A 23,270-nucleotide genomic window follows, 5' to 3' on the forward strand; every position below is an offset into this window, starting at 1 on the left:
AAAAGACCCCACTACAGGTAATAATTAATTTTGCCTGTGCGTGAAGGCCTCATCGCCCCGTAGCGCGGTACAACACTGTACCTGTTTTCTATTGGAACTAGACAAAAGTATACCATATTAATTTTGAAGTGTATAGTTAAAAAGTGTCCTTTCACCCGGAAATTTGGGGAAAGGACGATGAGGATGGTACATTTTGTACAAGTTAACACAAGTTAAGACACTGGCGTCATGATCCGTCAATACTTAGAACTTGGTGAGGTATTCACTGACCTCCCACGGATGGACCTGCACGCGGTAACTGTCCCACTCATGTCTTTTGGCTTCAATGAATTTTTCATAAACATGCGGTTCCAATACACTTTTTATGACATTATTTTTCGATAATTCATCCAGCGCTTCCAAAAGGCTGGCTGGCAGGCTGGAGATGTTCATTTCGTCCCGCTGCTCCGCGGTCATATGATAAATATTCATGTCGGTGGGCGGCGGCGGCTGAATCTTGTTCTTAATCCCGTCGAGTCCCGCCTTCAGAGCAACCGCGATGGCCAGATACGGGTTGCAGGCCGGGTCCGGGTTTCTTAATTCGATACGGGTCGAATTGCCTCTTTTGGCAGGTATACGGATCAGCGGGCTCCTGTTGCGTCCCGACCAGGCGACGTAAACCGGGGCTTCATAGCCGGGCACCAGGCGTTTGTACGAATTAACCGTGGGATTGGTAACAGCCGCCATGGAACGGGCGTGCTTCATCAATCCGCCGATATAGTACTTGGCAACATCACTTAACTGGTCGGGAGTGGACGGGTCATAAAAAGCATTCCGCCCGTCCTTGAAAAGTGACTGGTTCATGTGCATGCCGGAACCGTTGATGCCAAAAACAGGTTTGGGCATAAAAGTGGCGTGCAAGCCGTGCCGCTGGGCCGTGGAACGTACAACCATCTTGAAAGTCATGATCTTGTCGGCGACATCAAGAGCGTCGGAATATTTGAAGTCAATTTCATGCTGCCCCGGGGCCACCTCGTGGTGCGAGGCTTCAATTTCAAAACCCATTTCTTCCAAGGTGAGCACCATCGAGCGGCGGGCATTCTCGCCAAGATCCACCGGGGCCAGGTCAAAGTATCCGGCGTCGTCATGAGTATCCAGGGTGGGATTACCATCTTGGTCAATCTGGAACATGAAAAATTCCAGCTCAGGCCCAACTTGCATACTGTAGCCCATTTCCGCCGCTTCAGCCAGAACTTTCTTTAAAACGTAGCGGGGGTCGCCCGCAAAAGGAGAACCGTCCGGGTTATAGACGTCGCAAATCAAGCGGGCAACCCCGCCTTCCCTGGGCCGCCAGGGAAACATGGCAAAGCTTTTCAAGTCCGGCCTCAAGTACATGTCCGATTCTTCAATCCTGGCGAAGCCGTGAATGGAAGAACCGTCGAACATTAATTCTCCGTCAAGCGCTTTATCAAGCTGCTCAATGGTGATGGCAACATTTTTCATCACGCCAAGGATGTCGGTGAACTGGAGGCGGATAAACTTAACTCCCAAATTCCTGGCTTTATCCAGTAATTGTCCTTTTTCAGTTACCTCCATAACAACCACCCTTCAGAAAAGAATTTTTATGATAATAAAAAAGCCCACAACAATAGAGCCAGATTATCCTCTACCGTCATGGGCTTCTTTGCCCGCCCGGCACAACCACGTGCACGGTTTAATGGATCATGTTGATGAAGCGTGAATGTTAACCGCCGGCTTACAGGTTATGGGCCAGGATGATAGCCTCAGCCACCGCTCGCATGGAAATCCGCTTGTTCATGCTCTGCTTCTGGATGCGCTTAAAAGCTTCGGCTTCGGAAACACCCATTGTTTCCATTAAGATACCCTTCGCCCTTTCGACAACTTTTCTAGTCTCAATCGTATTCTGAAGTTCCTGCACCTGGCTCTCAAGTCTGACTCTTTCTTGATAATTGGTCAGAGCCAATTCTACCGCCGGGATGAGGTTGAAGTCAAGCTCAGGCTTGACCAGAAAAGCAAAGACTTTCGCGTTTTTAGCTTTCTCAATCACATTTTGATGTGTGGACGAACCAATCAATACCACAGGAGCCAGTTTATCTTCGTAAACGATGCGGGCTACTTCAAATCCGTCCATACCCGGGAGAAATGCCTCGATAATGACCAGATCAGGCTGCCTTGTCCTGATTAGTTTTAGGCCGGTGAGACCATCTTCAGCCTCGCCGATTACCCAGTAGCCCATTTTAACCAGTATGGCTTTGACATTCTTTCTCCAGGCGGCATCATTGTCAATTAATATTACCCTTTGTTCCCCCACGGGCGCATGCCTCCTGTTGCCGCTAGCATTCTAAATCAATCCGTCGGATATAAAAATGCCCTCTGGCAGGAATATTCACCTGATGAGGGCATCATTGCCTGAATTATATAGATACATCCTCGTACCTATAATATAAAACAACTATAGACGTTATTATATTAAACTCTTATTAAGAAGGCAACTGTTTTATTAAGGGTCAGCTTAAAATTTGCTCCTCTTCTTCAGCGTCCGCGTCCATGACATAGCGGACGCCGGTAATTTCCTGAGCAAGTCAAATTAGCTGTTTAACAGTCTCTTTGCAGCTTCATCCTGAACTTCTGTGATAAACGGAATACCTGTTTCTCTCTCGGTTTCCCTGTTGCCGGACGCCAGATCAAATCTGGAAATTTCCGAAATATTGAACCTGCGGGCTCCGGCGAGAAGCTGCTGCAGACCTGCCGCTAATTTATCACAAAGTGTCCAAATAGCGATTGCTCCGAAAGGAATGTTTTTCATTTCAGCAGCGCCGACTTTTTTCTGAACATCATAATATCCCGCAAAGATTTCTTCTGGTTTTGTGCCAATTTCCGCCACGGACTTCGCCAGTTCATTCCAGTTTCCATTCAGAGCCGCTTTGCGCTCGGGATTCAGTACTCCCTCGATATTTGCTCCCAGGAAGCCGGGAATCATCGTCGCCCTGCCGACACAAATCATCTTCGCGAACGGAGCACCCAGGGCTAACGCCTTGAACATCTGATCTTCTCTGGCAATACCGCCGCCAAAAGCCAGGTCAACGACTTTTTTGCCTCTCTGAGCCAGGATGCTGGCATATTCATAGGCCTTGGAATGGAGCAGAATTGAAGGCACACCCCAACTCTCCATCATGTTCCACGGGCTCATGCCGGTGCCGCCGCCGGAGCCGTCAATAGTCAGGAGATCCAGCTTGGCGTCCGTAGCCAACTTGATCGACATGGCCAGCGCTTCCATGCCATAGGAACCAGTCTTCAGGGTAATCCTCTTGTATCCCAATTTTCTAAGATCGGCAACTGCCGTCATGAAAGCCTCCTGGACCTGGTCACTACTTGAAAGATCGGTGTATCCCAGACGGCTGTGGCGGGCGAATGAACGGATGGCTCCGGTTTTAAATGCTTGCTGGACTTCGGGCACGGTCGGATCCGGGTCTACGATATAACCTCTGTTTTTCAAGAAAATAGCGTAATCGAGGTCAGTTACCTGGATTTCGCCGCCGATATCCTTGGCGCCCTGGCCCCACTTCAACTCGATGATCGCTTTGTCGCCATATTTCCTGAGGACATAATCCGCGACGCCGTTACGGGTATCCTCAACGTTCATCTGAACAATAATCGCGCCGTATCCGTCATGATAACGAAGATAGGTATTAACCCGGCGATCGAGTTCTGGTGATACCTCAATCTTGCCGTTTTCGATGACAGACTGTTTGTCAACACCTACAACGTTTTCACCGACGACAATCGGATAACCGACGAGAGCCGCGCCGACCGCGAAAGACTCCCAGTACTTCGCAGCGACAAAGGTTGATCCCAGGGCGCCGGACAGGATGGGAATCCTGGATTTCGTCTTGACTTCATTACCAAACTCTGCTTCGATATTGACATTGGGGAAAATACAATCATCCGCCCCATTGGAAAGGCCTTTCGAGAGACCATAGGCGCCATAGTTATAACCCTGTATACGGAGGGAATTGTAGGAAACCCCCACGTGAGTGATATTGTCACTGCCTGCTGTGATAGTTCCAAAATCTCTGGGGTAAAGCATTTTACGTCCTTTCATGCAGGACATAAAGGTTTCACACCTGCCCTGGCAATCTGCCCGGCATAAAGTGCACAACCCTGATTCGGCGGGGTTGCCGCGATTCGCTGTACCCAAAGCATCATTAGACTTCTGCTGACCAATACTCATTTGTACCATCCTCCTAAATAATATCTCTCTTATTTATTCTCTGTTCTTTGTGATACACGCCGTTTGGTAATTCGGGTGGGCAGCCTCCTTTCAGTTCGTTAATTAGATATCCAAATAGCGTTTTTCCGATCTAATGGAAAAACAAATTTTATAAACTTAGTAGTTGGCCAGGTATTCATCCAGTTCCCATTGGTGCACTTCAGCCATGAAACGCTCCCATTCCTCCCCTTTTGCCTCCAGGTAACGCCTGGCTATGTGTTCTCCCAACGCCGCGCAAACAGTCTCATCCTCGGTAAGGGCTTGCAGCGCCTCGTTCAGGCTGCGCGGCAGTCCGCTGCTCCCGACCAATTCCCTCAATCCTCCAGGTCCCGGGTAATTTTCCGGCGACGGCTGCGGAGGTTTAATCTCTGCGGCAAGGCCGTGCACGCCGGCCGCCAGGACAGAGGCCAGTACCAAGTAGGGGTTGCAGGCGGGATCGGGACTGCGCAGGATGAAACGGGTACTGTCCCCCCGCGCCGCGGGGACACGGATCATCGTATTGCGGTTCTTTTCCGACCAGGCCGCCAGACACGGAGACAGTTCATCCGGCAGCAGCCGCTTGTATGAATTAACCAGCGGATTGGCAACAGCGGTAATCGCCCGGGCATGCTGCAGTACGCCCCCAATATAATGATACGCCGTTTCACTCAAGCCCAAACTGTCATTCAAGTCTGCAAGGATATTTTTCCCCTCACGCCAAAGCGACAGGTGCAGGCGCATACCGGAGCCGTTTTCTCCAGCAAGCGGTTTAGGCATAAACGACGCGTGCAGCCCGTGCCGCTGGGCGATGGTCCGCACAACGAATTTAAAAGTGGCAATCTTATCAGCGATAGCAAAGGCACTGTCCTCTTTGATAAATATCCCGTGCTGTCCGGGAGCTATCTCATGGTGGGAGGAAGAAATCTCAAAACCCATTTCCTCCAGCGTCAGCACCATATCCCGCCGCGCGTTTTCCCCTAAATCCACCGGGGACAAATCACAGTAACCCGCGTGATCATGGGTGATCGTGGTAGTCTTGCCCTGCTCATTGGTATGGAACAAAAAAAACTCAATTTCCGCGCCGGCCCGTAACTGCAACCCCGATTCGGACGTTTTTTCCAACACCCTTTTCAGGGCGGAGCGGGAGCAGCCGGGAAAAGTTTCTCCTTCCGGGGAATAGATGTCACAGATCAGCCTGGCCACCGCGCCGTCTCTGGGACGCCACGGGAAGATCTCAAAGGTGGCGGGATCCGGGTAGAGATAAATTTCGTTTTCCTTGTTGCGAATAAAACCTTCAACAACGGCGCTGTCAAACATGACCTGTCCCTCCAGCGCCCTCTCCAGTTCTTCCACGGTAATGGCAATATTTTTAAAAGAACCGAATATATCGGTAAATTGCAGGCGAATAAACTTGACATTGTATTCTTTGGCTTTTTCCAATACTTCTTCTTTGGTAAAGGCTTTCAAAGCAAACCTCCGGTTTATTTATTTATGATCTATATATGATAACGCATTTTTATTGTTAATAATTAAGAACAAATTCGCAAATCACGACCTTTAGGCATTCAGCGCGGCTCAAAATCACCGCTTATTTATACCAAGATCACTTATACATAATTTCCGGGAAATAAAAAAACGCCCTTTAAGGACTCAGTATTTCTACCGGTCTTTCAAAGGACGCCTTTGCCCCAAAAACTATTAACTTAACCTAGCTTACATAAACGAGTATAAACATTTAATCTCAAAAAATCAACCGGCTGACAGATAAAATATTGTATACAATCTTTGATGTCTTACTGCTCCTTTTTATTGTAATGACTAATAACTTTTCTCGCCACCCTGACTATCGGCATACAATTGTCCATGCTTAATCTCTGCAAGTACTTATAAGCTTCTTTTTCACTCAGAGCTCTGGCTTCCATCACCAAACCTTTAGCCTTTTCCACAAGTTTTCTTTCTTCCAACGCTTGTTTAAGCTTTTTATTTTCTTCTTCCAGCTTAATAAACTTCCGAAAATTTGCAATTGCTATTTCTATGGCTGGGACCAGATGCGCCTCGTTTACCGGCTTTACCAGGAAAGCAAAAATCCAGGAATCTTTGGCCTCTTCCAGTATATCCTGCCCACGTGAGTCGGCCAGCAGGATTACCGGCGCCACCCGGTGATCTTCTATAATTCTGATAATATCCAAACCTGCCGCGCCCGGCAACATTGTGTCCATAATAACAAGGTCGGGGTCAGTCTGAAAGACCACCTTGAGGGCACTCCTGCCTTCACTCACCTCGCCGACCACGAGATAACCCGCAAGGATAAGGATTTCTTTTAACTTTTTACGAAAATTAACATCAGCGTCGGCAAGAACGATCCTGGCCCCATACATGGGACACACCTCGAAATGAACTGTGGATTGAACTTTATTTTAACACACCAGGTTCAATAAAGATACTGCCACCGCAAGATGGAAAAATGACCCTCCCATTAATTCCCTGCCCAAATAAATCATAACCACCGCTTTTTATAATAGATATATAAAACAGACTGATGCGTTTCCATTTAAAGACCCTGGACAAATGCTTATTCCGCCTTGGCAAGGCACCTTTTTGCAACTTATTAAACCAAACAAGGAGGTTTGGATTATGGCAAACGGGAAACTGACAAAACTATTCCCCGGCGGCAACACATCAAGAGGCTTTTATTCTTTCTACAACTATATTATTGAAAATGACGCCACTCGCATCTTTATTTTAAAAGGCGGGCCGGGTGTCGGAAAATCAACGTTTATGCGTAATATCGGACAAACGATGCTGGAAAAAGGATTCGATGTCGAGTACCACTGCTGCTCATCCGACAACGACTCTCTTGACGGCATCTGTATCCCGGCCGTCCGGGTGGCGATGATTGACGGGACCGCTCCGCATGTGGTTGATCCGAAAAATCCCGGAGCGGTTGATGAAATTATCCATCTCGGCGACTTTTGGGATGAAGAAAAAATGCAGGCCGTAAAGCAGCAAGTATTGCAGTCAAACGCCCGCGTCGGCCGCCTTTTCAAAATAGCGTACAACCAGTTGGCCGAAGCTAAAGTGATCAAGGACGAACTGGACAGCTATCTGGAAGAAGCCGCCAACCGGTCCCGGGTGCATGAAACCGCCTGGAAAATAATCAAAAGCGTCACTGAGGACGCCCCGGTCCAGTATGAGAGAGAGCCCAAAGACAGGCATCTGTTCGCCACCGCTTTTACCCCCGGAGGTCAGTGGCACTATCTCGACACTATCCTGCAGGATGTCAAGAAGCTATACCTGGTGACCGGCGACGCGACCAGCCTTACTTCTTATGTTGTGGGCGCTGTCGCCAAAGCCGCCCATACAAGGGGTTTGGACACCAGCGTATTCCACTGCCCGCTGGCGCCGGATAATATAGACCTCGTTTTAATTCCGCAGCAAGGATGCGCGGTTATGAAGGATATCCCCGGTATTGAGTTTAAAGCCCAAAATGTTCCTTCCATCACCAAGGTTAAGCTGTACAATCTGAACCAGTATCTTAATGAATCGATCCTAACGGTTTACGACAGCGAAATCGACAGCGCCCAAAAACGTCTCTCCGCGGCCATCAACAGGGCGATCAGCTATATCGCCAAGGCCAAAGCGGAGCATGACCATATGGAGACATACTACATCCCCGCCATGAACTTTGACGCCATCAACGCCAAGCGCGACGAAATCCTGGCCCGCGTGCTGAAATATGCGGAAGAGTCCGGCAGTTAAACTGCCGGGAAGCATATTACTCCGTGGAACCCATTAATTATCGTATTTGAACACTCCTTGTTTTGAAAAGAAGGGAGTGTTTTTTATTCCCGGTTCTAAAACCCCCTGGGCCAAGTGTAACCTAAAGATATTTCAGGCAATTGTGTTATAATCCATACGGGAAGTAAATCATTGAAAAATATAGCTCTGACCCTGGCTTACATGTTATGTTTATGAAATACGCCAGGCGAGGTTTAATTCGCTGTGGCGCAATATGAAGCAGTTGATATAAGGGGGATATAGGGGGGATGGTTCTGGACTTGAAGGAGTTGGCCGCACAGTTTATATCAAGCCACGGTTATACCGGATTATACCTGTATTTCGTATGCGACACCCTGGGAGTGCTTCTTCCCTCCAAGTCAATCCTCACTTTAATAGGGTTTTTCGTGGGAAAAGGTATATTGGGCTTTGCCCCAGTAGTGTTTACGGCTGTTCTGGGAAGCCTGACCGGCGTGTCCGTGAGCTATTTTATCGGAAGGAAAATAGGAACTCCCTTTTTTGAAAAGTATGGACGCTTCATTCGCGTAACGCCGGAGAAGCTTTTAAAGGCAGAGGTATGGGCGGGGAGATACGGGGCGCCGGCCATCGTCCTGGCCTATTTTGTGCCCGGGTTAAGGCACATAACGCCTTACCTGTCCGGAATCGCCAGGCTGCCTTATTGGAAGGTAATGTTTTTTTCGGCTGCCGGAGCATTACTGTGGGTGACTGTTTTTATTAACCTGGGGCTTTTTCTCGGCGATATCTGGAATAGGAACGCCAGCTATTAGCGTTGTTAAAGATCGTAAACCGACCTCCGCAAGCGAGTCGGAATCTAACCACCTATCTCTTTATATTATTCGAATTTTACTGTAATATTTTGCGATGATCGATTCTTCTTTGGAGCCTTTACATACAAGAACCCATTATGGTATGTGGCGGTTGCGCCGGAAGGCTCTACCAGCGCCGGTAGACGTATAGTTTTAAAAAACCTTTTGTTTTCTATTTTATTTCCCGAAGTTTCGATAACATCCCTAGTACCGGATAGCTCTAATGTCTCCTGGGACAAAAGAACATTCAAATTGTTCCTGGAAGCAATACCGGGAAGAATGGCGCTAACGTTTACTTCTCGCGGGGTTTCATAGATTGAAATGGGCGGGGTGTAACCGCCCTTTATAGTATCCGTAGTTGAGGCGAGATCGTACGACGCAGCGGACCCTTCCTGCCAAACGATGTTATCTTCTGCTTTTACAGGGGTAGACGAAACCGCCTGTTCAACTTTTATTTCTTTTTCGGACTGGGCCGTATTCAAATTAGGGAATGCAATATGGTTGGCAATTTCCATTAAATGATCAAGAACATCTTTGTTTAAATTACCATAGACATTCATTCCCTTGGTCTTTTCATAAAGATCAAGAGCAAGCTTAAACCAATTTTTATCAGCTGAATTCATAAAATATAACACCCCTAACATAAACCCTTGATATAAGAATCATGGCCCAACAGTCAATATGAATAAGTGCGGCATAAATTATAGAAACAATATCAGCGAGGAGAGTTTTGACGTGGCAGTATCAATTTTAAACGGCGCCATTCAAGTTAACGAATTTCGCAATAATGCCAATTTAAATCAGGGAAAGGCTGTGGCCAACGCGTGGAGTTTTTGGTCAAAGGCGAATACTTCAGTTGGGCCAGTTCCCGGCAACCTGAATCTTATTACCTCAGGGGCTAATATCATTATCGATAATGATTTGTTTGACATGAACGTTCCCAATGCCGGCGGGCAAAGCCCCGTCACCGGCGGCAATGCCGAGGTCATTTAGGATTTCGGCTCTTGAGTTTTTACAAACATGTCAATAATGTCAGAATCATTCAGAAAATTTAGCCGGCTGGCTATAAAGTTACCGTCCCCGTTGACCCGGCCAAGGGAAAGATTTCTCTTAGAACTGGCACGCCAGCCTTTAAGGGTGTTGTCACCGTAAAATATTCCCGCGTTGCCTTGAGCCATTGCCAAATTAATTTTTCCAAGGTATATTTCTGTTTTCATCCTTGCACCTCTTTTAAATTAATCAATATCAAGCAGTTTGCGCAGGACCGTTTCATCCGGCCTATCCATGCAGATCATATCCTGCCAGTCCGGATCATCCACCTTGAAGTCAGCTTCAGCTATCGAATTTCTGTCGCCGCTCAACCGGCCAAAACCGCTGTTGGATTTGCTATAGGTCTTCCAGTCAAAGAAATAATTGTTCCCGATTGCCACTGCCGAGCCGGTATCGACATCGGCGATTCGCAAGTTATTAATATTAATCTGTAGCAATACCTTGGCCACAACTTCACCACCACTTTATCTATTATTAAAAAGATATGCCCACAAAGCCATATCAGTGACAAATTTTTAATCACAGCATATACTGCTAGCTATAAAGGTCTGATAACAGGGCTAGTTGAACATCATTCAAAAAAAGCGGGAAATGGTAATGTCATGTTCAAACTTTTCTGGCGACGTATTATGCATCCTCTTAGGGAACAACCGTCGCAACAGGTCAACTTTATGAAACAGGTAGAGGAATTGCAATCTACCGTTAATGGGATGGCTGCCGACCTGGCAGCCATAAAAAGGGAATGTATGGGACAGTCCTGTGAAATTAAAATTGAAAAAGTATGTGTTGACAAGGTAAATCTTGACCAGATTATCTTTAACATTGACGGCATGGATGTGAAAGACCTAAGCGGTTGTTTAAGCATAGGCCTTAATTACGGCAGTAAAGTGCTCCGCATTGCATCGCCACAAAAACCAAAAACAGAAGAGCAAAAAAAAGGCAAAACCGGCGAACCTCCTTCCCCCCAGGAGGAGCAGCCTCAAATAAAGATAAATTTTCAACGTGAAGATAAAGAAGGTGAAAATATTGGCCGTGAATCACAACCCGTTCGAGATTTTTAAAAATATTCCCAATGCAGATAAAAAGTTTTTTCAGGAGATTAATGGTTGGCCCGACCCCACGGGTTTTTTAGAACACATTAGTAGAAGGAATTGGCCATTGCTAAATCTAGTTGAAACAATTAATGAGATTATAATCAGCGTAGATTTACCAGGATTGCAAAAAGCAAGCGACGCCAAAGTAGCGATAAAAGGAAATACACTGAAGATTGAGGGGGTAGTAGGTTACGAACCTCATCTTTCTGAGCAGGGGTCAATAGTGCATATACAAGAAAGACGCACAGGCAAATTCTGCCGTACCGTTACCCTTCCGACAGCGGTAAGCAGCAATAGCGCCCAGGCAAACTACCGCTCCGGCATACTAGAAATCAAATTTGCAAAGCCCCAGGATAGTCAGGCCGAAATACTAAATATTGAGTTTGGTTTCTAGTGTCTATGAATTCTATTTCCCCAAAGATCAGATTAGAAATATTTTGTCAAGAATGGCCCCACTTGGTCATCACAGGCTCTTGGTAACCAACCGACATACTACAATTGACCATCAATGATTCCTCATCTTCTGTTGAAAACCAATCCAAGGTGAAAAATTCATATAATTTTGTTCGGGATGGTAAACCTATATGACAGAACTAATTATTTTAAGACCCGTTAGTAAAAACACCATTAGACGAGGATGAATCTAATGAAATTTACAAAGAAAACCATGTTGATGATATTTGCCATAACTGTATTACTGATGGGAGTATTAAGTTACAGAGCCAGTTCATCAGCGGATATCAGTAAAAGGGATTTGCAGGAAAGAGTTCAGGTGATTTTTCAGTCCCGCGCCTCGGCATCAGTTACCGGCAGCGATCCCGAAAAGGCCCTTTCATATTATGATACCACGACGATGTTGGGCCGCTGGGCTTTGGAGCATGAGAAATCCAAATTAAAATACATCCAGTTGTGGTCTCAGAAACGTGGAGTAAATATTATTGAAGCAAATTCAACCATAAAAATCCCCTGGTCGCAAGTGGTGGGAGATAATGCTGAACTGACCGTCGACCAAACTCTGCAGTTGGGCTATGTTTACCAAGATGATCCCACAGTAAACCGTTTTGGTATTGGTACGCGCCATTGGATGAAACTAACACTTAAAAACGGTAAATGGTTTATACTGCAAGATTTTTATACCGACGGTCTCGGCGACAATAGTTTGGCGCTTGATCCCATACCGTCAGACGGTCCCGCGGTTGTAAAGAAAAATGAACATACAAATTCGGCTGCGAGCAGCGCCCCCAGTTTACTCAACCGGGAGGGCACGGTAAAATATGCCGATGAATTCGCCGGCCTGGCCTGGGGGGCGGGCAATGATAATCAATACAACATCCGTTATCGCGATTATAACGACCAGGGCGGGGACTGTACCAACTTTGTCTCACAATGCCTGGGAGACCAGGAAGGAGGCAGGCTGCCCATGGATGACAATTGGTTCTACAACCTGAACGAAGGCGCGGGCAGCCAAGCCTGGGTTCGGGCTGAGACCTTCGGTGACTGGCTGGTGTACAGTGGATGGGGACAGCGACTGGCCCGGGGCACATTCCAGGAATTAAACACCCCCGGTGAAAAATATCCACGTGGAGCAGTAAGAGAATTGCAAAAGGGGGATGTAATAGGTTACGGCAAGATCGGCTACTCAGCACATATGGCCATAGTAGTCGGATATGATTCAAAGGGATACCCCCTGGTGAATTCTCATAACGTGGACCGCTACCACTGTCCCTGGGACATGGGATACGACAAATCAACCATCTACCACTTATATAAGTTTGGTGGATAAGATTTATGGTATGTTTAGCAGTGTAGCACAGCACGAAAAGGGTAATTCTTGTGAAATTACAATTAATAGTACAGGAACATTATTGTCCCAATACCATATAATGGTACCAAAGAGAGGTGTTTCTCATGGCCGATATTCACAACAAAGGAAATGTGAATAAAGATGAGCACGAACAAATCAACACAAACGCTGTAAATTTTAATTGTCCTGCCTGTGGTCCAGGAACCAATCCATTACAAACACCGTATCCGGGTTATCCATGCATTAATTATAAATATTATCCAACATACATGTATGTGCCGGGATATGCCTATCCGGAGGCTCTAAGGCTAATCGTCGAATCTGTGAGCGGTGAGAGGGAAGATGAATTATTCTATAATTACATGATTAGCATTGCCCCGCCTGAGCAAAAAGAAATTATAGCATCCATTCGCGATGATGAGATCAAGCATAACAAAATGCTGAGAGAGATCTATTGGGAACTGACCGGGCAGGAGATATCCGCGGTCAAGAACGGTGCTTTCCAGCCTCCTGACAGTTATTGTAACGGAATAACCAAAGCCCTGTTCGGAGAATTAGCCGCGGTTGAAAGATATCGCAAAATCTTATTCGGCCTTGAATTCCTACCATATAGAAATATGATTACTGAAATTTATACTGACGAGTTAAAACACGGGTCTAAATGGAATTACCTGTTTACTGTAAACTGTAGCCTCTGCAAGCGTTAAGAAAATACCGGGCAATAAAAATAGCCCAGGGCGTAAGCCCTGAACCAAAACAAATGCGGATTCCCAAGAGGCTATGTTCGATAATGAAAACAAATTAATCTTCTTTACTTCCTTCCCCGGACCCTTTTTCATTTGCATTAGATCCGGACTCAGATCCAGACTCTCCTCCGTTATTTTCCTTATTGGGTGATAGTTTCTTTCCTGTATCCTGTATACTTTTATTGGCATCCTGAATTGATTTGTTAACGTTCTGGATGCTATCGTTAACATTTTTAACACCCTCGGTAACGTCCTGCACATTGCCACAGCCAGCAGTAACCAGAGAGAATATAAAAATAACCGCTAATATATAAAATAATTTTTTCATCTCAAATACCTCCTCGTAAACATTACGTGAATGCTTCTTTATTATATGCCTGCCAGCTAAAGGCCAGCCAAGAAAAAACCAAGAGATAGCTAAGAGTTTTATTTTATATCAGGACTTACTCTTGGAGACTCCAGACTTATATCCCTAAGGTTACCGGGTACCATAACCTTTAGAGCTTCTGGAACCAATGTAATGTTAACCGGTGTTTTCGCAGTTATTTCACCATCCACCTCAACACATTGCGGCGGTGATGCTTCAAGCTTTACTTCCTTCACATTGAAAAAACGGGCTTGGGGAAAAATAGTCGCTTTCCCAAGCAGGAAGACAATCCATAATTTTAGAGTATGCCATCGGTTCGGCGTATCCATAACGAAAACTGTAAGTTCCCGATCATCCGCTGTAGCACTTTGGGCAAGCGGCGTTACTCCAAAGTGCCTGCCATTGGCTATAACAACCTCCTCAACTTTCCCCAGGTCCACATCAATCACTTTTCCATTGACAATGGCTTCAACTGCTCCCTTCAGGTCTAAAGGGATTCCAAGAGTTCGCGCAAAACTGTTCACCGTACCAAACGGTAGTATCCCAAGCACCACATCCTGGCAGGCGAAATAATCCACTACCGAACTTATTGTCCCGTCCCCCCCCCGCCGACAACTATCAGTTTATGCTTATGCTTTATTGCATCCTGAACCACTTCGGGCAAACGTTCCGGATATCTAACCGGGTATGAAGCCACAATTGAGATACCTTGCTTAGTCAATTCGTCCTTAGCTGAAAGGAAAAATTGTTGCCCCCTTCGGGAATGGGTGTTAACTATAAGCACAGCGGAGCGCTCATGGTTATACGAACCATTAAATTCATCTTCATCAATTTGCTGCATTTGTGAAGATCTTATATCTTTTATGACCATGAACTATGGCGCGAATGACGGCGTCTGTAGTGATGTGAATGTGAGTGAGAATGAGAGTGAGAGTAGCTTCTTGAACTGTTCAAAGCGTCAATAATTTTGCCCAAGATACCGTGTCCACGTCTCTTGTAATAGTCGCTGCCATGTCTTCCATGGCGATAATGTCCCTTACTTGACGAACGTGAAAACTTAGATAAAAATCCCATAATGAAACCTCCCAATTATTGTTTTAGTACATTGCTTCTTAAGAATTTTCCCGAACATTAAGCGGCAGGCAGACGGTAAACGTGGTGCCGCTGCCGGAAGCGCTATACACATCGACGGTGCCGCCGTGGGCTTCAGCGATAGCCGCGACGATGGCCAGACCTAAACCGCTGCCTTTGCTGCAGCTCCTGGATGAATCGGCGCGCCAAAATCGTTCAAAAACACGGGAAAGATGCTCGGCTGCAATACCTGTGCCGGTATTGTGCACCCACATACACAAGTTTTCATTCCGGACTTCCGCGCCCAATGTAATTTCCTCCTCCAGCGCCGTGTGCCGCAACGCGTTATCAACCAGGTTGTTTAATACCTGGCGCATCCTGTCCGGATCCGCCAACAAAGGTGGCAAGACCGGGCACCGAACCGTTACTCGTCGCCCCGGCGCCAGCAAAATAGCGCGTTGGGCCGCGTCGGACAGCAAACCGGGCACGTCGAGCGCCTGACGGTGGAGAGGCGCCCCGGCGCCCAGGCGGGCCAGAGTCAACAAATCATCAACCAGCCGGTTCAAGCGCTCTAATTCGGTTCTCGCAGCCGTCAGCACACGGGTCTGCTCCTGCGGCTCTGAAGCCGCTCCCCGCCTCAACACATCAAGGTAACCGGTTATAACAGTAAGATAAGAACGCAACTCGTGAGAGGCGTCAGCGGCGAACTGGCGAACCTGATCGGTGGCTTTACGCTGAGCGGCAAAAGCGTTCTCCAGCTGGTCGAGCATGGAGTTAAAAGCCACAAACAACTCCGTTATTTCATCTCCTCCGGGAGGCACTACAACACGGCTTGTTAGTCTGTTGCCAGAAATGCTCCTCGCGGTGGCAGCTAAATTGGTCAGCGGGCGCAGGGCAAAACGGATCACCAGATAAACCAAGCCAACCGCCGCTAGCAATACTACAAGGCCGCCGGTGAAAAGCAACAAGCGCGCACGTGAAAGCGAAACATCTACATTGGTCATCGAAGCGCTGACCTCCAGAGCTCCCTGAACCTCTCCGCCACTGCCGATAACCGGAACCAGGTAAACAAGCTTTCTTCCTTCAGCACCGGGCTGGACCCGGATTTGATCCGTACCTTTCAACACATCTGACAGGAGTAAAGACGGGAGGGGAGGTGTTTCTTCCATTGCCTGGCCGCTATTCGTTAGAGGATTGCCCTCCTTGTCATATATCAACACATCCAGTCCCTGGGCTTCCAGTTCCTGAGTCAGCCCGGCGACAGGCGGGTGCTGGTTTTCGCTAATAGTATAGTTATGGCTGGTCCAGCGCTTCAGTGTTGGTCCCACTTGCACACGCAGTTTGGCTTCGGCAGTCTCTATCAAATCGGCTTTTAATTCAGTATAGGCCAGCAGGCCGTAAACCAGCAGCAGCACGGTCAGCACCAGGAGCAGCCCCAGCGTCAAGCGGGCGCGCAGGCTGTGGATGTATTGGGGAAATTTCACGGCTTGATTTCCTCTAGGACATAACCCACACCCCGCACCGTATTAATAAGCGGCGGCTCGCCAAGCTTGCGGCGCAGGTAACCGATATAGACTTCTACGACACTAGCGTCCCCACCAAAGTCGTAGCCCCATACATTTTGCAGGATCGTTTCTTTCGGCAAAACCTGATGCGGGTGCCGCATCAACAGGTGGAGAAGGTCGAATTCCGTGGGGGTCAAAGCCAGGCGCTCCTGTCCCCGGCGGGCTTCGCGGCGGGAGGGCCACAAGTTTAGATCGGAAAATTGAAGCATGTCTTTGCCGTAAGATTGACCCCTCCGGCGCAGAAGCGCCTCCAGACGCGCCAGGAGTTCGTCAAAATGAAACGGCTTGACGAGATAATCATCCGCCCCAGCCCTCAGACCGGCTACCCGGTCAGCCACCTCGTCTTTAGCCGTCAGCATCAGAATAGCCGGGTCAGCCAGGGTGCGAAGCCGCTGGCACATTTCCGGGCCGGAAGCGTCAGGCAGCATCCAGTCAAGAATTACCACATCGGGCGGCGCCGCCCGGGCGCGTTCATACGCAAGGCTGCCGTTCGCGGCGCTATCTACTGAATAGCCTTCATAGCGCAAACCCAGAGAAAGGAAATCTATAACCCCGGGGTCATCATCAACTATTAGGACCGTAAACTTCGGCTTTTCCGTGGACATCCCTGCTCACTCCTAAATTCTCTTCCCAATGTTTTTCATTTATCAAGACAGCAATAAAAATTATGTTTTCATCTTTCAATAAACAATTATACCAAAGTTAAAATTTCCTAACAGATCAAGACTGTTATAGTTTCTATAACTTTTTTTAAATTTAAGTATATCCCCGCCGGTTAAAGATCAGCCAAGAAAAAACTAAGAGAATGCTAAGAAATGAACCCTTAAGAGCGAGGCCAAAAACATAAATGAAATCAATATTATCAATAAGGTAGCTGCCAGTATAGTCCAATGTACATCATTGTAGCCATAAGCAGGCTGCAGCCGATCACGAGGGATTTGGTCACTTCATTCTCTTTGTTGAACAGCACGCCCACCAGAATGCTTCCCACCAGCGCTCCCAATACGATTACCATTTGCAGATAACCATACTGTGTATCTGTGAATTCCAACCAGGTTCTGAAAAACAGAGGCAACACTACGGCAAATATAGGTTGGATTAAGGTGTATATTACCAGGAAAAAAATAGATAATTTACGGATTACTTTATTATTCAGAATGAATCTGATACCCTCGGACAAATCCATTACGAATCCTGACACACCTTCGGCTAACTCTCGTTTGACATGCTTACCATCCTCCCAAGCAATAACAATATAAGATTTGTATTTACAGTTTTCTTTTCTCTTTTCATATGTCGGCACCTCAATTCTCTTCTGTCTGAAAAAGCGACCCTGACCGGGTCGCTTTTATTGCTTACATCATTTATTTCCTCCTGTAACAGTAAAATGCCATTTTCTCTGTTACAGGATTTCTACATACCCTTCCGTTCCGTTCACCCGGATTCTCTGTCCGTCTTTGATCAGCTTGGTGGCGTTTTCTACGCCTACGACTGCCGGAAGACCGTATTCCCTTGCAATAACAGCGCCATGGGTTATCATCCCGCCGACTTCCGTTATCAGGCCTTTGACGGATACAAAGAGCGGTGTCCAACCAGGGTCAGTGAATTTGGTGACCAAAATATCACCTTCCTCTATCTTGGCGTCCTCCAGGTTTAAAACGACCCGTGCCCTGCCCTCTATGACGCCTGTTGAAACGGGTACACCTGCCAAAGCACCTTTGGGAATGTTGCCGGTATCGTATTCACCCAATATGACCTCTCCTTCAGACGTCATCAATCGAGGCGGCGTCAGCTTTTCATAGACCTTATATTCCGCTTTTCGCTTATCTATGACATTGTAATCCACCCGGTTTGTTTTAACTGCCTCCCTGAGTTCCTCAAAGGTCAGGTAATAGATGTCCTCCTTCTCCCGGATAACCCCCTTTTGCACGAGCTTGCCGGCCTCCTTCAGCAGTGCCTGCTTATAAATGTAGTTACGTTGGATAATGGTATACTTGGGATATTCCCGGTAGCCGATTAAATTGCGCATAATTCTGATCATCTTCTTCGTCTTTTTTGCCTTACCCTTGCCGCCGGGCAATTGCTCCAGGCGGCTCAAGAGCTCCTGTTCCTTCTGCTTCGCTTCCTTAAGCCCCTGCTCAAATTTAATCTTGTGGACATTGGGCTCAAAGTTTCTGATGTTGCTGAGTACGGTCCTGTGAAATAAAATCGAACAGTTCTTCTCCGGACAGATTTGCGATCCTTTGCTGCAGCTCCCTGACAGACTCCTCGTTGCGGGAAATGAGATTTTTAATAAGCGGAGGGTCGTTTTTGCGATAGATCTTTATGACATGAATGGGCAGTGCCCAGGATAGACCCTCTGCGCCCAGGCGGAGTGCTCTCTTCCCCCGCGGTAAAGTCTTTAAAAATTGTTTTCGTTTAAATAAATTCAACATAGCGTTTTTTGTTAGAGGATCGATTTGGCCAAAAGTACTGAATGCTATTTTTCTCCCCACCGGTGAGGCAAGATCATGAGTCAAGTCGTAAAATAACCTTCCACCGGCTTTGCGTAGTATATAATCCTTGGATAAAACCTGGAGGAAGGACATTCCCAATGGTTTGATGGTTTCGGTCATCATTTGGCCATGGCCGAAGGATAAATATATACGGTTTTTCCCATCGTTCACATCCGGTACGGGGTATAATGTGGTAATGGGGCGGCTCTGAACGATAAAGAATGCATCTTCAGAGGAAAGGGGATACACCTCTCTTTGAGGCCAGTCTCTGGGGTCGGAGGAATGTCCCCAACTGATGCACCATTCGATGTCCTGCGGGCAGCCGAAATACGCCTCGATCTTTCTGCCCATGCGCTCAAGCTGCAAAATCTGCTCGTCGGTCAGGGTCTGCCTATTCTGCTGCTGGGGCTCGATCTCCCGTTTCTCCGTGCCTCCTTTTTCCAAGGCATAGATGGCCAGCTTTTTGGTGGATATCTTTTTATCAATAATCCTACCTTCCCGCACTTTATAAATATCAGCATTGACCAGGCCGGAGACCAGTGCCTCACCAAGCCCGAAGCTGGCGTCTATGGACAGCACTTTCCGGTTGGACGTGACGGGATCGGCTGTAAACATAATCCCCGCAGCCTGTGGAAAAACCATCCTCTGTACAACCACAGACAGATAGACCTTGCTGTGGTCGAAACCATTTTGGATACGGTAGGTTACGGCACGGTCAGTAAACAGCGACGCCCAGCACTTGCTGACATGCTTAAGAATGGCATCTTTTCCTATAATGTTCAAATACGTATCCTGCTGTCCTGCGAAGGAAGCTGTCGGAAGATCCTCCGCCGTAGCGCTGGAACGCACGGCATAGGCATTTTTCTCACCAAGCTTTGAAAGATGGCGAGCGATCTCTTCATCTATGTCCTTTGGAATGGATATCCCTTCAATGACCATGCGAACTTTCTTGCTGATTTCACTGATGCTTTCCCTGTCGTCCACTTTTAGAAGGGACAATTGATCAAGTAATGAATTGAATTCCTCGTTATTCCCAGTGATTCTTTTATACGCTTCGGTGGTAACACAAAACCCCTCCGGTACCCGGATCCCCTCAATCCTGGCTAGTTCCCCAAGGTTAACGCCTTTGCCCCCGACCACCATGAGCTTATGCTTATCGATTTCCTGAAAACCAAGCACATATGAACTCATACAGGCTCTCCTTTCTATTATTTGATGGCCGAACCCATTAGGCAATCGGATTCTATCAATCCTTAAACATAGAAATTCCTTCCTTGATTATTTTGATAGCATCGTTGAGTTTCTTTAAATACCTATTCTCGTCCAACCCGCTCCGGAAATACTCATTCAAACCGAATGTGAAAATCATATTCATAACCAGTTCGGAATCAATTTCCGGCTTGATGAGGCCACGCTCTTTATCACGCTCAATCATTTTCATATACTTTTCGGCGGATGCTACACGGAGCTTTGTAATGAATTCGCTGTTATCTATCTCCATCAGCATGCCTATCTTGGTATATTCCGGTTTTACTCTGCCCAGCTCAAGGGATTCTTTGGATTTTTGAATAATGGTTTCAAAAACGTCCGCATCCGGATCCAAGGCTTCTGTGTAGGGGACGTTCTTCCGCTTATCCTTTCCAATTTCTTCGAGCATATAAAGGTAGATGTCCTCTTTGTCATTAAAATACTGATAAAAGCTTCCCCAAGGTATTTTGGCGGCCTTCACAATCTGGTTAAGGGATGCTTCGCTGAAACGCCGGGTAGAAAATTCCTGTACGGCAGCGTCAAATATTCTCTTTTTCTTCTCGTCACTCAAATTATAAAAAGTGTCTTTGGGCACACTAACACCTCCTGTAAAACATAATAATATAAATTACTCGATATGAGAAGTATCTCATGCGAGAAATATCTCACTTTATTTTGTGGAAATTTTTTAAAAAATATATAATATAGAAGTTCTAATAATTCTTCACTTTTGGATTCCATATCAGAACATAGCATATGCACAAAAAACCTGCCGCTTAAAAAAGGGCAGGTCATGCACATAGTATATGCGGCAGCCAGGCTATCATAGTGTTTAAAAGCACCTTAGACCCTACAGCTTTTCGTCCCTGTCTTTGACAGGTTTGCTGCAGGTATTTTTATTTATGAATTTCAAAATGCACGGGTTTTGAATGGCCCTTAATGAACAATCCTTAGCGTACAATTTTATTTTTTTGGTACGGTCCCCCCCTTAAGAAGGCTAAATAAAGGCGAATACCGATATAGTTAGTGTTTTTCTAGTTACGATAGACAGCGAGGAAGATATTTATGTAGAACAGCTGAGCAGTGGCACCACCTTGAGCTGAAATACGTTAAAACGCCCGGCAGTTAAACTGCCGGGCGTTTCAGCGTCAGGTATCCGGATCTTCAAAAAATCCTATAAATCGTAATAAAGCATGAACTCGTACGGATGCGGTCTAAGCCTGATGGCGTCAAATTCCCTAGTTAGTTTGTATTCAATCCAGGCATCCAGCACATCTTTATCAAAGACTCCGCCTTCCAGCAGGAATTCGTGGTCATTCTGCAACGCTTTCAATGCCGCGTCGAGCGAACCCGGGACTGAACGGATATCCTTGGCCTCTTCGGGCGGAAGCTCAAAAATGTCTTTATCCATCGGTTGGCCCGGATCGATTTTATTCTTAATCCCGTCAAGACCCGCCATCAACAAGGCGGCAAAAGCCAGGTATGGATTGCAGGAGGGGTCGGGCGGGCGGAACTCAACCCGTTTGGTTTTGGGGTTGTTGGAGTACATGGGGATACGTACCGCCGCACTCCTGTTCCTCATGGAGTAAACCAGGTTCACCGGCGCTTCGTAGCCCGGCACCAGCCGCTTGTAAGAGTTGGTGGTCGGATTGGTAATACCGGTGAGCGCGTGGGCGTGCTTCAACAAGCCGCCGATAAAGTATAGCGCGGTTTGGCTTAACTTGGCGTATCCTTTTTCGTCAAAGAACAGGGGAATTCCGTCTTTCCACAGGCTCATGTGGACGTGCATGCCGGTACCGTTGTCCTGGAATAGCGGTTTCGGCATAAAGGTCGCGGTTTTACCATGCTTTCTGGCGACATTCTTCACAATGTATTTAAACATCATCAGATCGTCGGCCATTTTGACAAGCTTATTATATTTTATATCGATTTCGGCCTGGCCCGCGGTAGCCACTTCGTGGTGCTGGCACTCGATATTTAGCCCGGCTTCCAGCATGGTCATAACCATATCGTTACGCATGTCCTGCTGGGAATCAGTGGGGGGAACCGGGAAATATCCTTCTTTATAGCGCGGCTTATAACCAAGGTTGGGATTTTCCTCACGTCCCGAGTTCCATATGCCTTCCACGGAATCAATAAAGTAGTAGCCTGAATGCTGGTTCTGGTCAAACCTGATCGAGTCAAAAACAAAGAACTCCGCTTCAGGTCCCCAGTAGCTTTCGTCAGCAATCCCGCTGGCTCTTAAGTACGCTTCAGCTTTTTTGGCAATGTTGCGGGGGTCGCGGTTGTATTTCTCGCCGGTCACCGGGTCAATAATATCACAAATAATGCTGAGGGTGGGTACTTTGCTGAATGGATCCATAACAGCCGTTGTCGGGTCGGGAATCAGGTTCATATCACTTTGATCAATAGCCCTGAAACCGCGTATGCTGGAACCGTCAAAGCCAAAACCTTCAGCAAAAGCATTCTCGTCAAATTCGGAAACAGGAACCGAAAAATGCTGCCAAAGACCAGGCAGGTCGATGAACTTCACATCAACCATTTTTACATCTTTATCCTTGATATAAGCAAGGACGTCCTGGGGTGTTTTCATTAAATATACCTCCTGTTAGATATAAAATAAACTTAATAAAACTCTTCAGAAAAGAAAAAACCTCCTTTCCAACGCGGGCATAAAAAACAAAAACCTCATACCGGCCGCCTGTTAAAGGGCCGGTATGAGGCGTCATTACCTCATGGAAACTACCCAGTTTCAAAAAAGCAAAAACAACACTGTTTTTAACTTGGCAATATTATATTACATTATTTTTTATATTACAATGGTTATTGTTCAAACACAGGGACAAGAAACGGGTCTTTGACACTTGCGACCTATATAGAAATCTCTACAAGCCTTGAAAATAGGGCTTTTTTTATTGGAAAAATGTCAAATTCCCTCCGATAAATAGTGCGTAATTTTGCGTAATGTGTTATAATA

General features: G+C 46.7%; 23 protein-coding genes, 1 pseudogene and 1 riboswitch. Of the genes and pseudogenes, 7 read left to right on the forward strand and 17 right to left on the reverse strand.

The genetic code is table 11. From position 1 onward, the window contains the following. Positions 1 to 243: 243 nt before the first annotated feature. The 5 genes from glnA (L7E55_RS06335) to L7E55_RS06355 all read right to left on the reverse strand — a co-directional run bounded on the left by glnA (L7E55_RS06335) (position 244) and on the right by L7E55_RS06355 (position 6,627). Complete coding sequence (gene glnA, locus L7E55_RS06335; protein WP_277443240.1) at positions 244 to 1,575, reverse strand: type I glutamate--ammonia ligase; 1,332 nt, start codon at positions 1,573 to 1,575, stop codon at positions 244 to 246. Positions 1,576 to 1,735: 160 nt separating this feature from the next. Continuing rightward, a complete protein-coding gene (locus tag L7E55_RS06340) occupies positions 1,736 to 2,311 on the reverse strand; it encodes an ANTAR domain-containing response regulator (RefSeq protein ID WP_277443242.1) in 576 nt (191 codons plus the stop codon). Positions 2,312 to 2,587: 276 nt separating this feature from the next. Further along, positions 2,588 to 4,231 carry a glutamate synthase-related protein gene (locus tag L7E55_RS06345; protein WP_277443243.1) on the reverse strand — a complete coding sequence of 548 codons (1,644 nt, stop codon included), beginning with the start codon at positions 4,229 to 4,231 and terminating at the stop codon, positions 2,588 to 2,590. Positions 4,232 to 4,387: 156 nt separating this feature from the next. After that, positions 4,388 to 5,716 carry a type I glutamate--ammonia ligase gene (gene glnA / locus L7E55_RS06350; protein ID WP_277443245.1) on the reverse strand — a complete coding sequence of 443 codons (1,329 nt, stop codon included), beginning with the start codon at positions 5,714 to 5,716 and terminating at the stop codon, positions 4,388 to 4,390. Positions 5,717 to 6,042: 326 nt separating this feature from the next. After that, positions 6,043 to 6,627 (reverse strand): ANTAR domain-containing response regulator, encoded by a 585-nt coding sequence (locus L7E55_RS06355; protein WP_277443247.1) that lies wholly within the window; start codon positions 6,625 to 6,627, stop codon positions 6,043 to 6,045. Positions 6,628 to 6,883: 256 nt separating this feature from the next. On the opposite strand from L7E55_RS06355, the gene L7E55_RS06360 reads away from it, so the two are divergent. Continuing rightward, positions 6,884 to 8,008, forward strand: coding sequence for a PRK06851 family protein (locus L7E55_RS06360; RefSeq protein WP_277443249.1), 1,125 nt, complete (start codon positions 6,884 to 6,886; stop codon positions 8,006 to 8,008). A gap of 287 nt (positions 8,009 to 8,295) precedes the next feature. Next, entirely contained in the window at positions 8,296 to 8,814 is a 519-nt protein-coding gene (locus L7E55_RS06365) for a DedA family protein (RefSeq protein WP_277443251.1), read from the forward strand. 65 nt (positions 8,815 to 8,879) lie between these two features. Here the strand turns inward: L7E55_RS06365 and L7E55_RS06370 are convergent, their stop codons facing one another. Continuing rightward, positions 8,880 to 9,476: an Hsp20/alpha crystallin family protein gene (locus tag L7E55_RS06370; protein WP_277443252.1), complete on the reverse strand. Its 597-nt coding sequence runs from the start codon at positions 9,474 to 9,476 to the stop codon at positions 8,880 to 8,882. A gap of 112 nt (positions 9,477 to 9,588) precedes the next feature. On the opposite strand from L7E55_RS06370, the gene L7E55_RS06375 reads away from it, so the two are divergent. After that, on the forward strand, positions 9,589 to 9,846 hold the full coding sequence (locus tag L7E55_RS06375) for a hypothetical protein (protein WP_277443253.1): 258 nt from the start codon (positions 9,589 to 9,591) through the stop codon (positions 9,844 to 9,846). Here L7E55_RS06375 and L7E55_RS06380 read toward each other — a convergent pair. Both L7E55_RS06380 and L7E55_RS06385 read right to left on the reverse strand, forming a co-directional pair. Next, the gene (locus L7E55_RS06380) at positions 9,843 to 10,070 is read right to left on the reverse strand and encodes a hypothetical protein (protein ID WP_277443254.1); all 228 of its coding nucleotides are present in this window, start codon (positions 10,068 to 10,070) and stop codon (positions 9,843 to 9,845) included. The two genes, L7E55_RS06375 and L7E55_RS06380, sit on opposite strands and share 4 nt — an antisense overlap. 18 nt (positions 10,071 to 10,088) lie before the next feature. Continuing rightward, a complete protein-coding gene (locus L7E55_RS06385) occupies positions 10,089 to 10,352 on the reverse strand; it encodes a hypothetical protein (RefSeq protein ID WP_277443255.1) in 264 nt (87 codons plus the stop codon). 222 nt (positions 10,353 to 10,574) lie between these two features. Between L7E55_RS06385 and L7E55_RS06390 the strand changes: the two genes are divergently transcribed. The 4 genes from L7E55_RS06390 to L7E55_RS06405 all read left to right on the forward strand — a co-directional run bounded on the left by L7E55_RS06390 (position 10,575) and on the right by L7E55_RS06405 (position 13,508). Beyond that, a complete protein-coding gene (locus tag L7E55_RS06390) occupies positions 10,575 to 10,964 on the forward strand; it encodes a hypothetical protein (RefSeq protein WP_277443256.1) in 390 nt (129 codons plus the stop codon). Between the two features lie 97 nt (positions 10,965 to 11,061). Further along, entirely contained in the window at positions 11,062 to 11,391 is a 330-nt protein-coding gene (locus L7E55_RS06395; protein ID WP_277443257.1) for an Hsp20/alpha crystallin family protein, read from the forward strand. Between the two features lie 252 nt (positions 11,392 to 11,643). Next, positions 11,644 to 12,780: an amidase domain-containing protein gene (locus L7E55_RS06400; protein ID WP_277443258.1), complete on the forward strand. Its 1,137-nt coding sequence runs from the start codon at positions 11,644 to 11,646 to the stop codon at positions 12,778 to 12,780. Positions 12,781 to 12,905: 125 nt separating this feature from the next. Then, a complete protein-coding gene (locus L7E55_RS06405; protein ID WP_277443260.1) occupies positions 12,906 to 13,508 on the forward strand; it encodes a ferritin-like domain-containing protein in 603 nt (200 codons plus the stop codon). A 94-nt stretch (positions 13,509 to 13,602) separates the two neighbouring features. Here L7E55_RS06405 and L7E55_RS06410 read toward each other — a convergent pair whose 3' ends face one another. From L7E55_RS06410 to glnA (L7E55_RS06450), 9 genes and pseudogenes are all read right to left on the reverse strand, one after another. Beyond that, positions 13,603 to 13,875, reverse strand: a complete 273-nt coding sequence (locus tag L7E55_RS06410) for a hypothetical protein (RefSeq protein ID WP_277443261.1) — start codon at positions 13,873 to 13,875, stop codon at positions 13,603 to 13,605. A 98-nt stretch (positions 13,876 to 13,973) separates the two neighbouring features. Next, positions 13,974 to 14,492: a diacylglycerol/lipid kinase family protein gene (locus L7E55_RS06415; protein ID WP_277443263.1), complete on the reverse strand. Its 519-nt coding sequence runs from the start codon at positions 14,490 to 14,492 to the stop codon at positions 13,974 to 13,976. Positions 14,493 to 14,500: 8 nt separating this feature from the next. Beyond that, the gene (locus L7E55_RS06420; RefSeq protein ID WP_277443265.1) at positions 14,501 to 14,755 is read right to left on the reverse strand and encodes a hypothetical protein; all 255 of its coding nucleotides are present in this window, start codon (positions 14,753 to 14,755) and stop codon (positions 14,501 to 14,503) included. A gap of 271 nt (positions 14,756 to 15,026) precedes the next feature. Continuing rightward, positions 15,027 to 16,469 carry a sensor histidine kinase gene (locus tag L7E55_RS06425; protein WP_277443266.1) on the reverse strand — a complete coding sequence of 481 codons (1,443 nt, stop codon included), beginning with the start codon at positions 16,467 to 16,469 and terminating at the stop codon, positions 15,027 to 15,029. Further along, positions 16,466 to 17,155, reverse strand: a complete 690-nt coding sequence (locus L7E55_RS06430) for a response regulator transcription factor (protein WP_277443268.1) — start codon at positions 17,153 to 17,155, stop codon at positions 16,466 to 16,468. The genes L7E55_RS06425 and L7E55_RS06430 overlap by 4 nt, the downstream gene beginning before the upstream one ends. A 257-nt stretch (positions 17,156 to 17,412) precedes the next feature. After that, positions 17,413 to 17,853 (reverse strand): MFS transporter, encoded by a 441-nt coding sequence (locus tag L7E55_RS06435; protein ID WP_277443269.1) that lies wholly within the window; start codon positions 17,851 to 17,853, stop codon positions 17,413 to 17,415. A gap of 99 nt (positions 17,854 to 17,952) precedes the next feature. Beyond that, positions 17,953 to 20,236, reverse strand: a pseudogene (locus L7E55_RS06440) (phosphoenolpyruvate synthase). A gap of 55 nt (positions 20,237 to 20,291) precedes the next feature. Continuing rightward, positions 20,292 to 20,888: a TetR/AcrR family transcriptional regulator gene (locus L7E55_RS06445; protein WP_277443270.1), complete on the reverse strand. Its 597-nt coding sequence runs from the start codon at positions 20,886 to 20,888 to the stop codon at positions 20,292 to 20,294. Between the two features lie 212 nt (positions 20,889 to 21,100). Continuing rightward, positions 21,101 to 21,188: riboswitch (cyclic di-GMP riboswitch) on the reverse strand. Positions 21,189 to 21,467: 279 nt separating this feature from the next. Next, positions 21,468 to 22,886: a type I glutamate--ammonia ligase gene (gene glnA, locus L7E55_RS06450; RefSeq protein ID WP_277443272.1), complete on the reverse strand. Its 1,419-nt coding sequence runs from the start codon at positions 22,884 to 22,886 to the stop codon at positions 21,468 to 21,470. Positions 22,887 to 23,270 lie beyond the last annotated feature (384 nt).

The organism is Pelotomaculum isophthalicicum JI (assembly GCF_029478095.1).
GTDB lineage: Bacteria > Bacillota > Desulfotomaculia > Desulfotomaculales > Pelotomaculaceae > Pelotomaculum_D > Pelotomaculum_D isophthalicicum.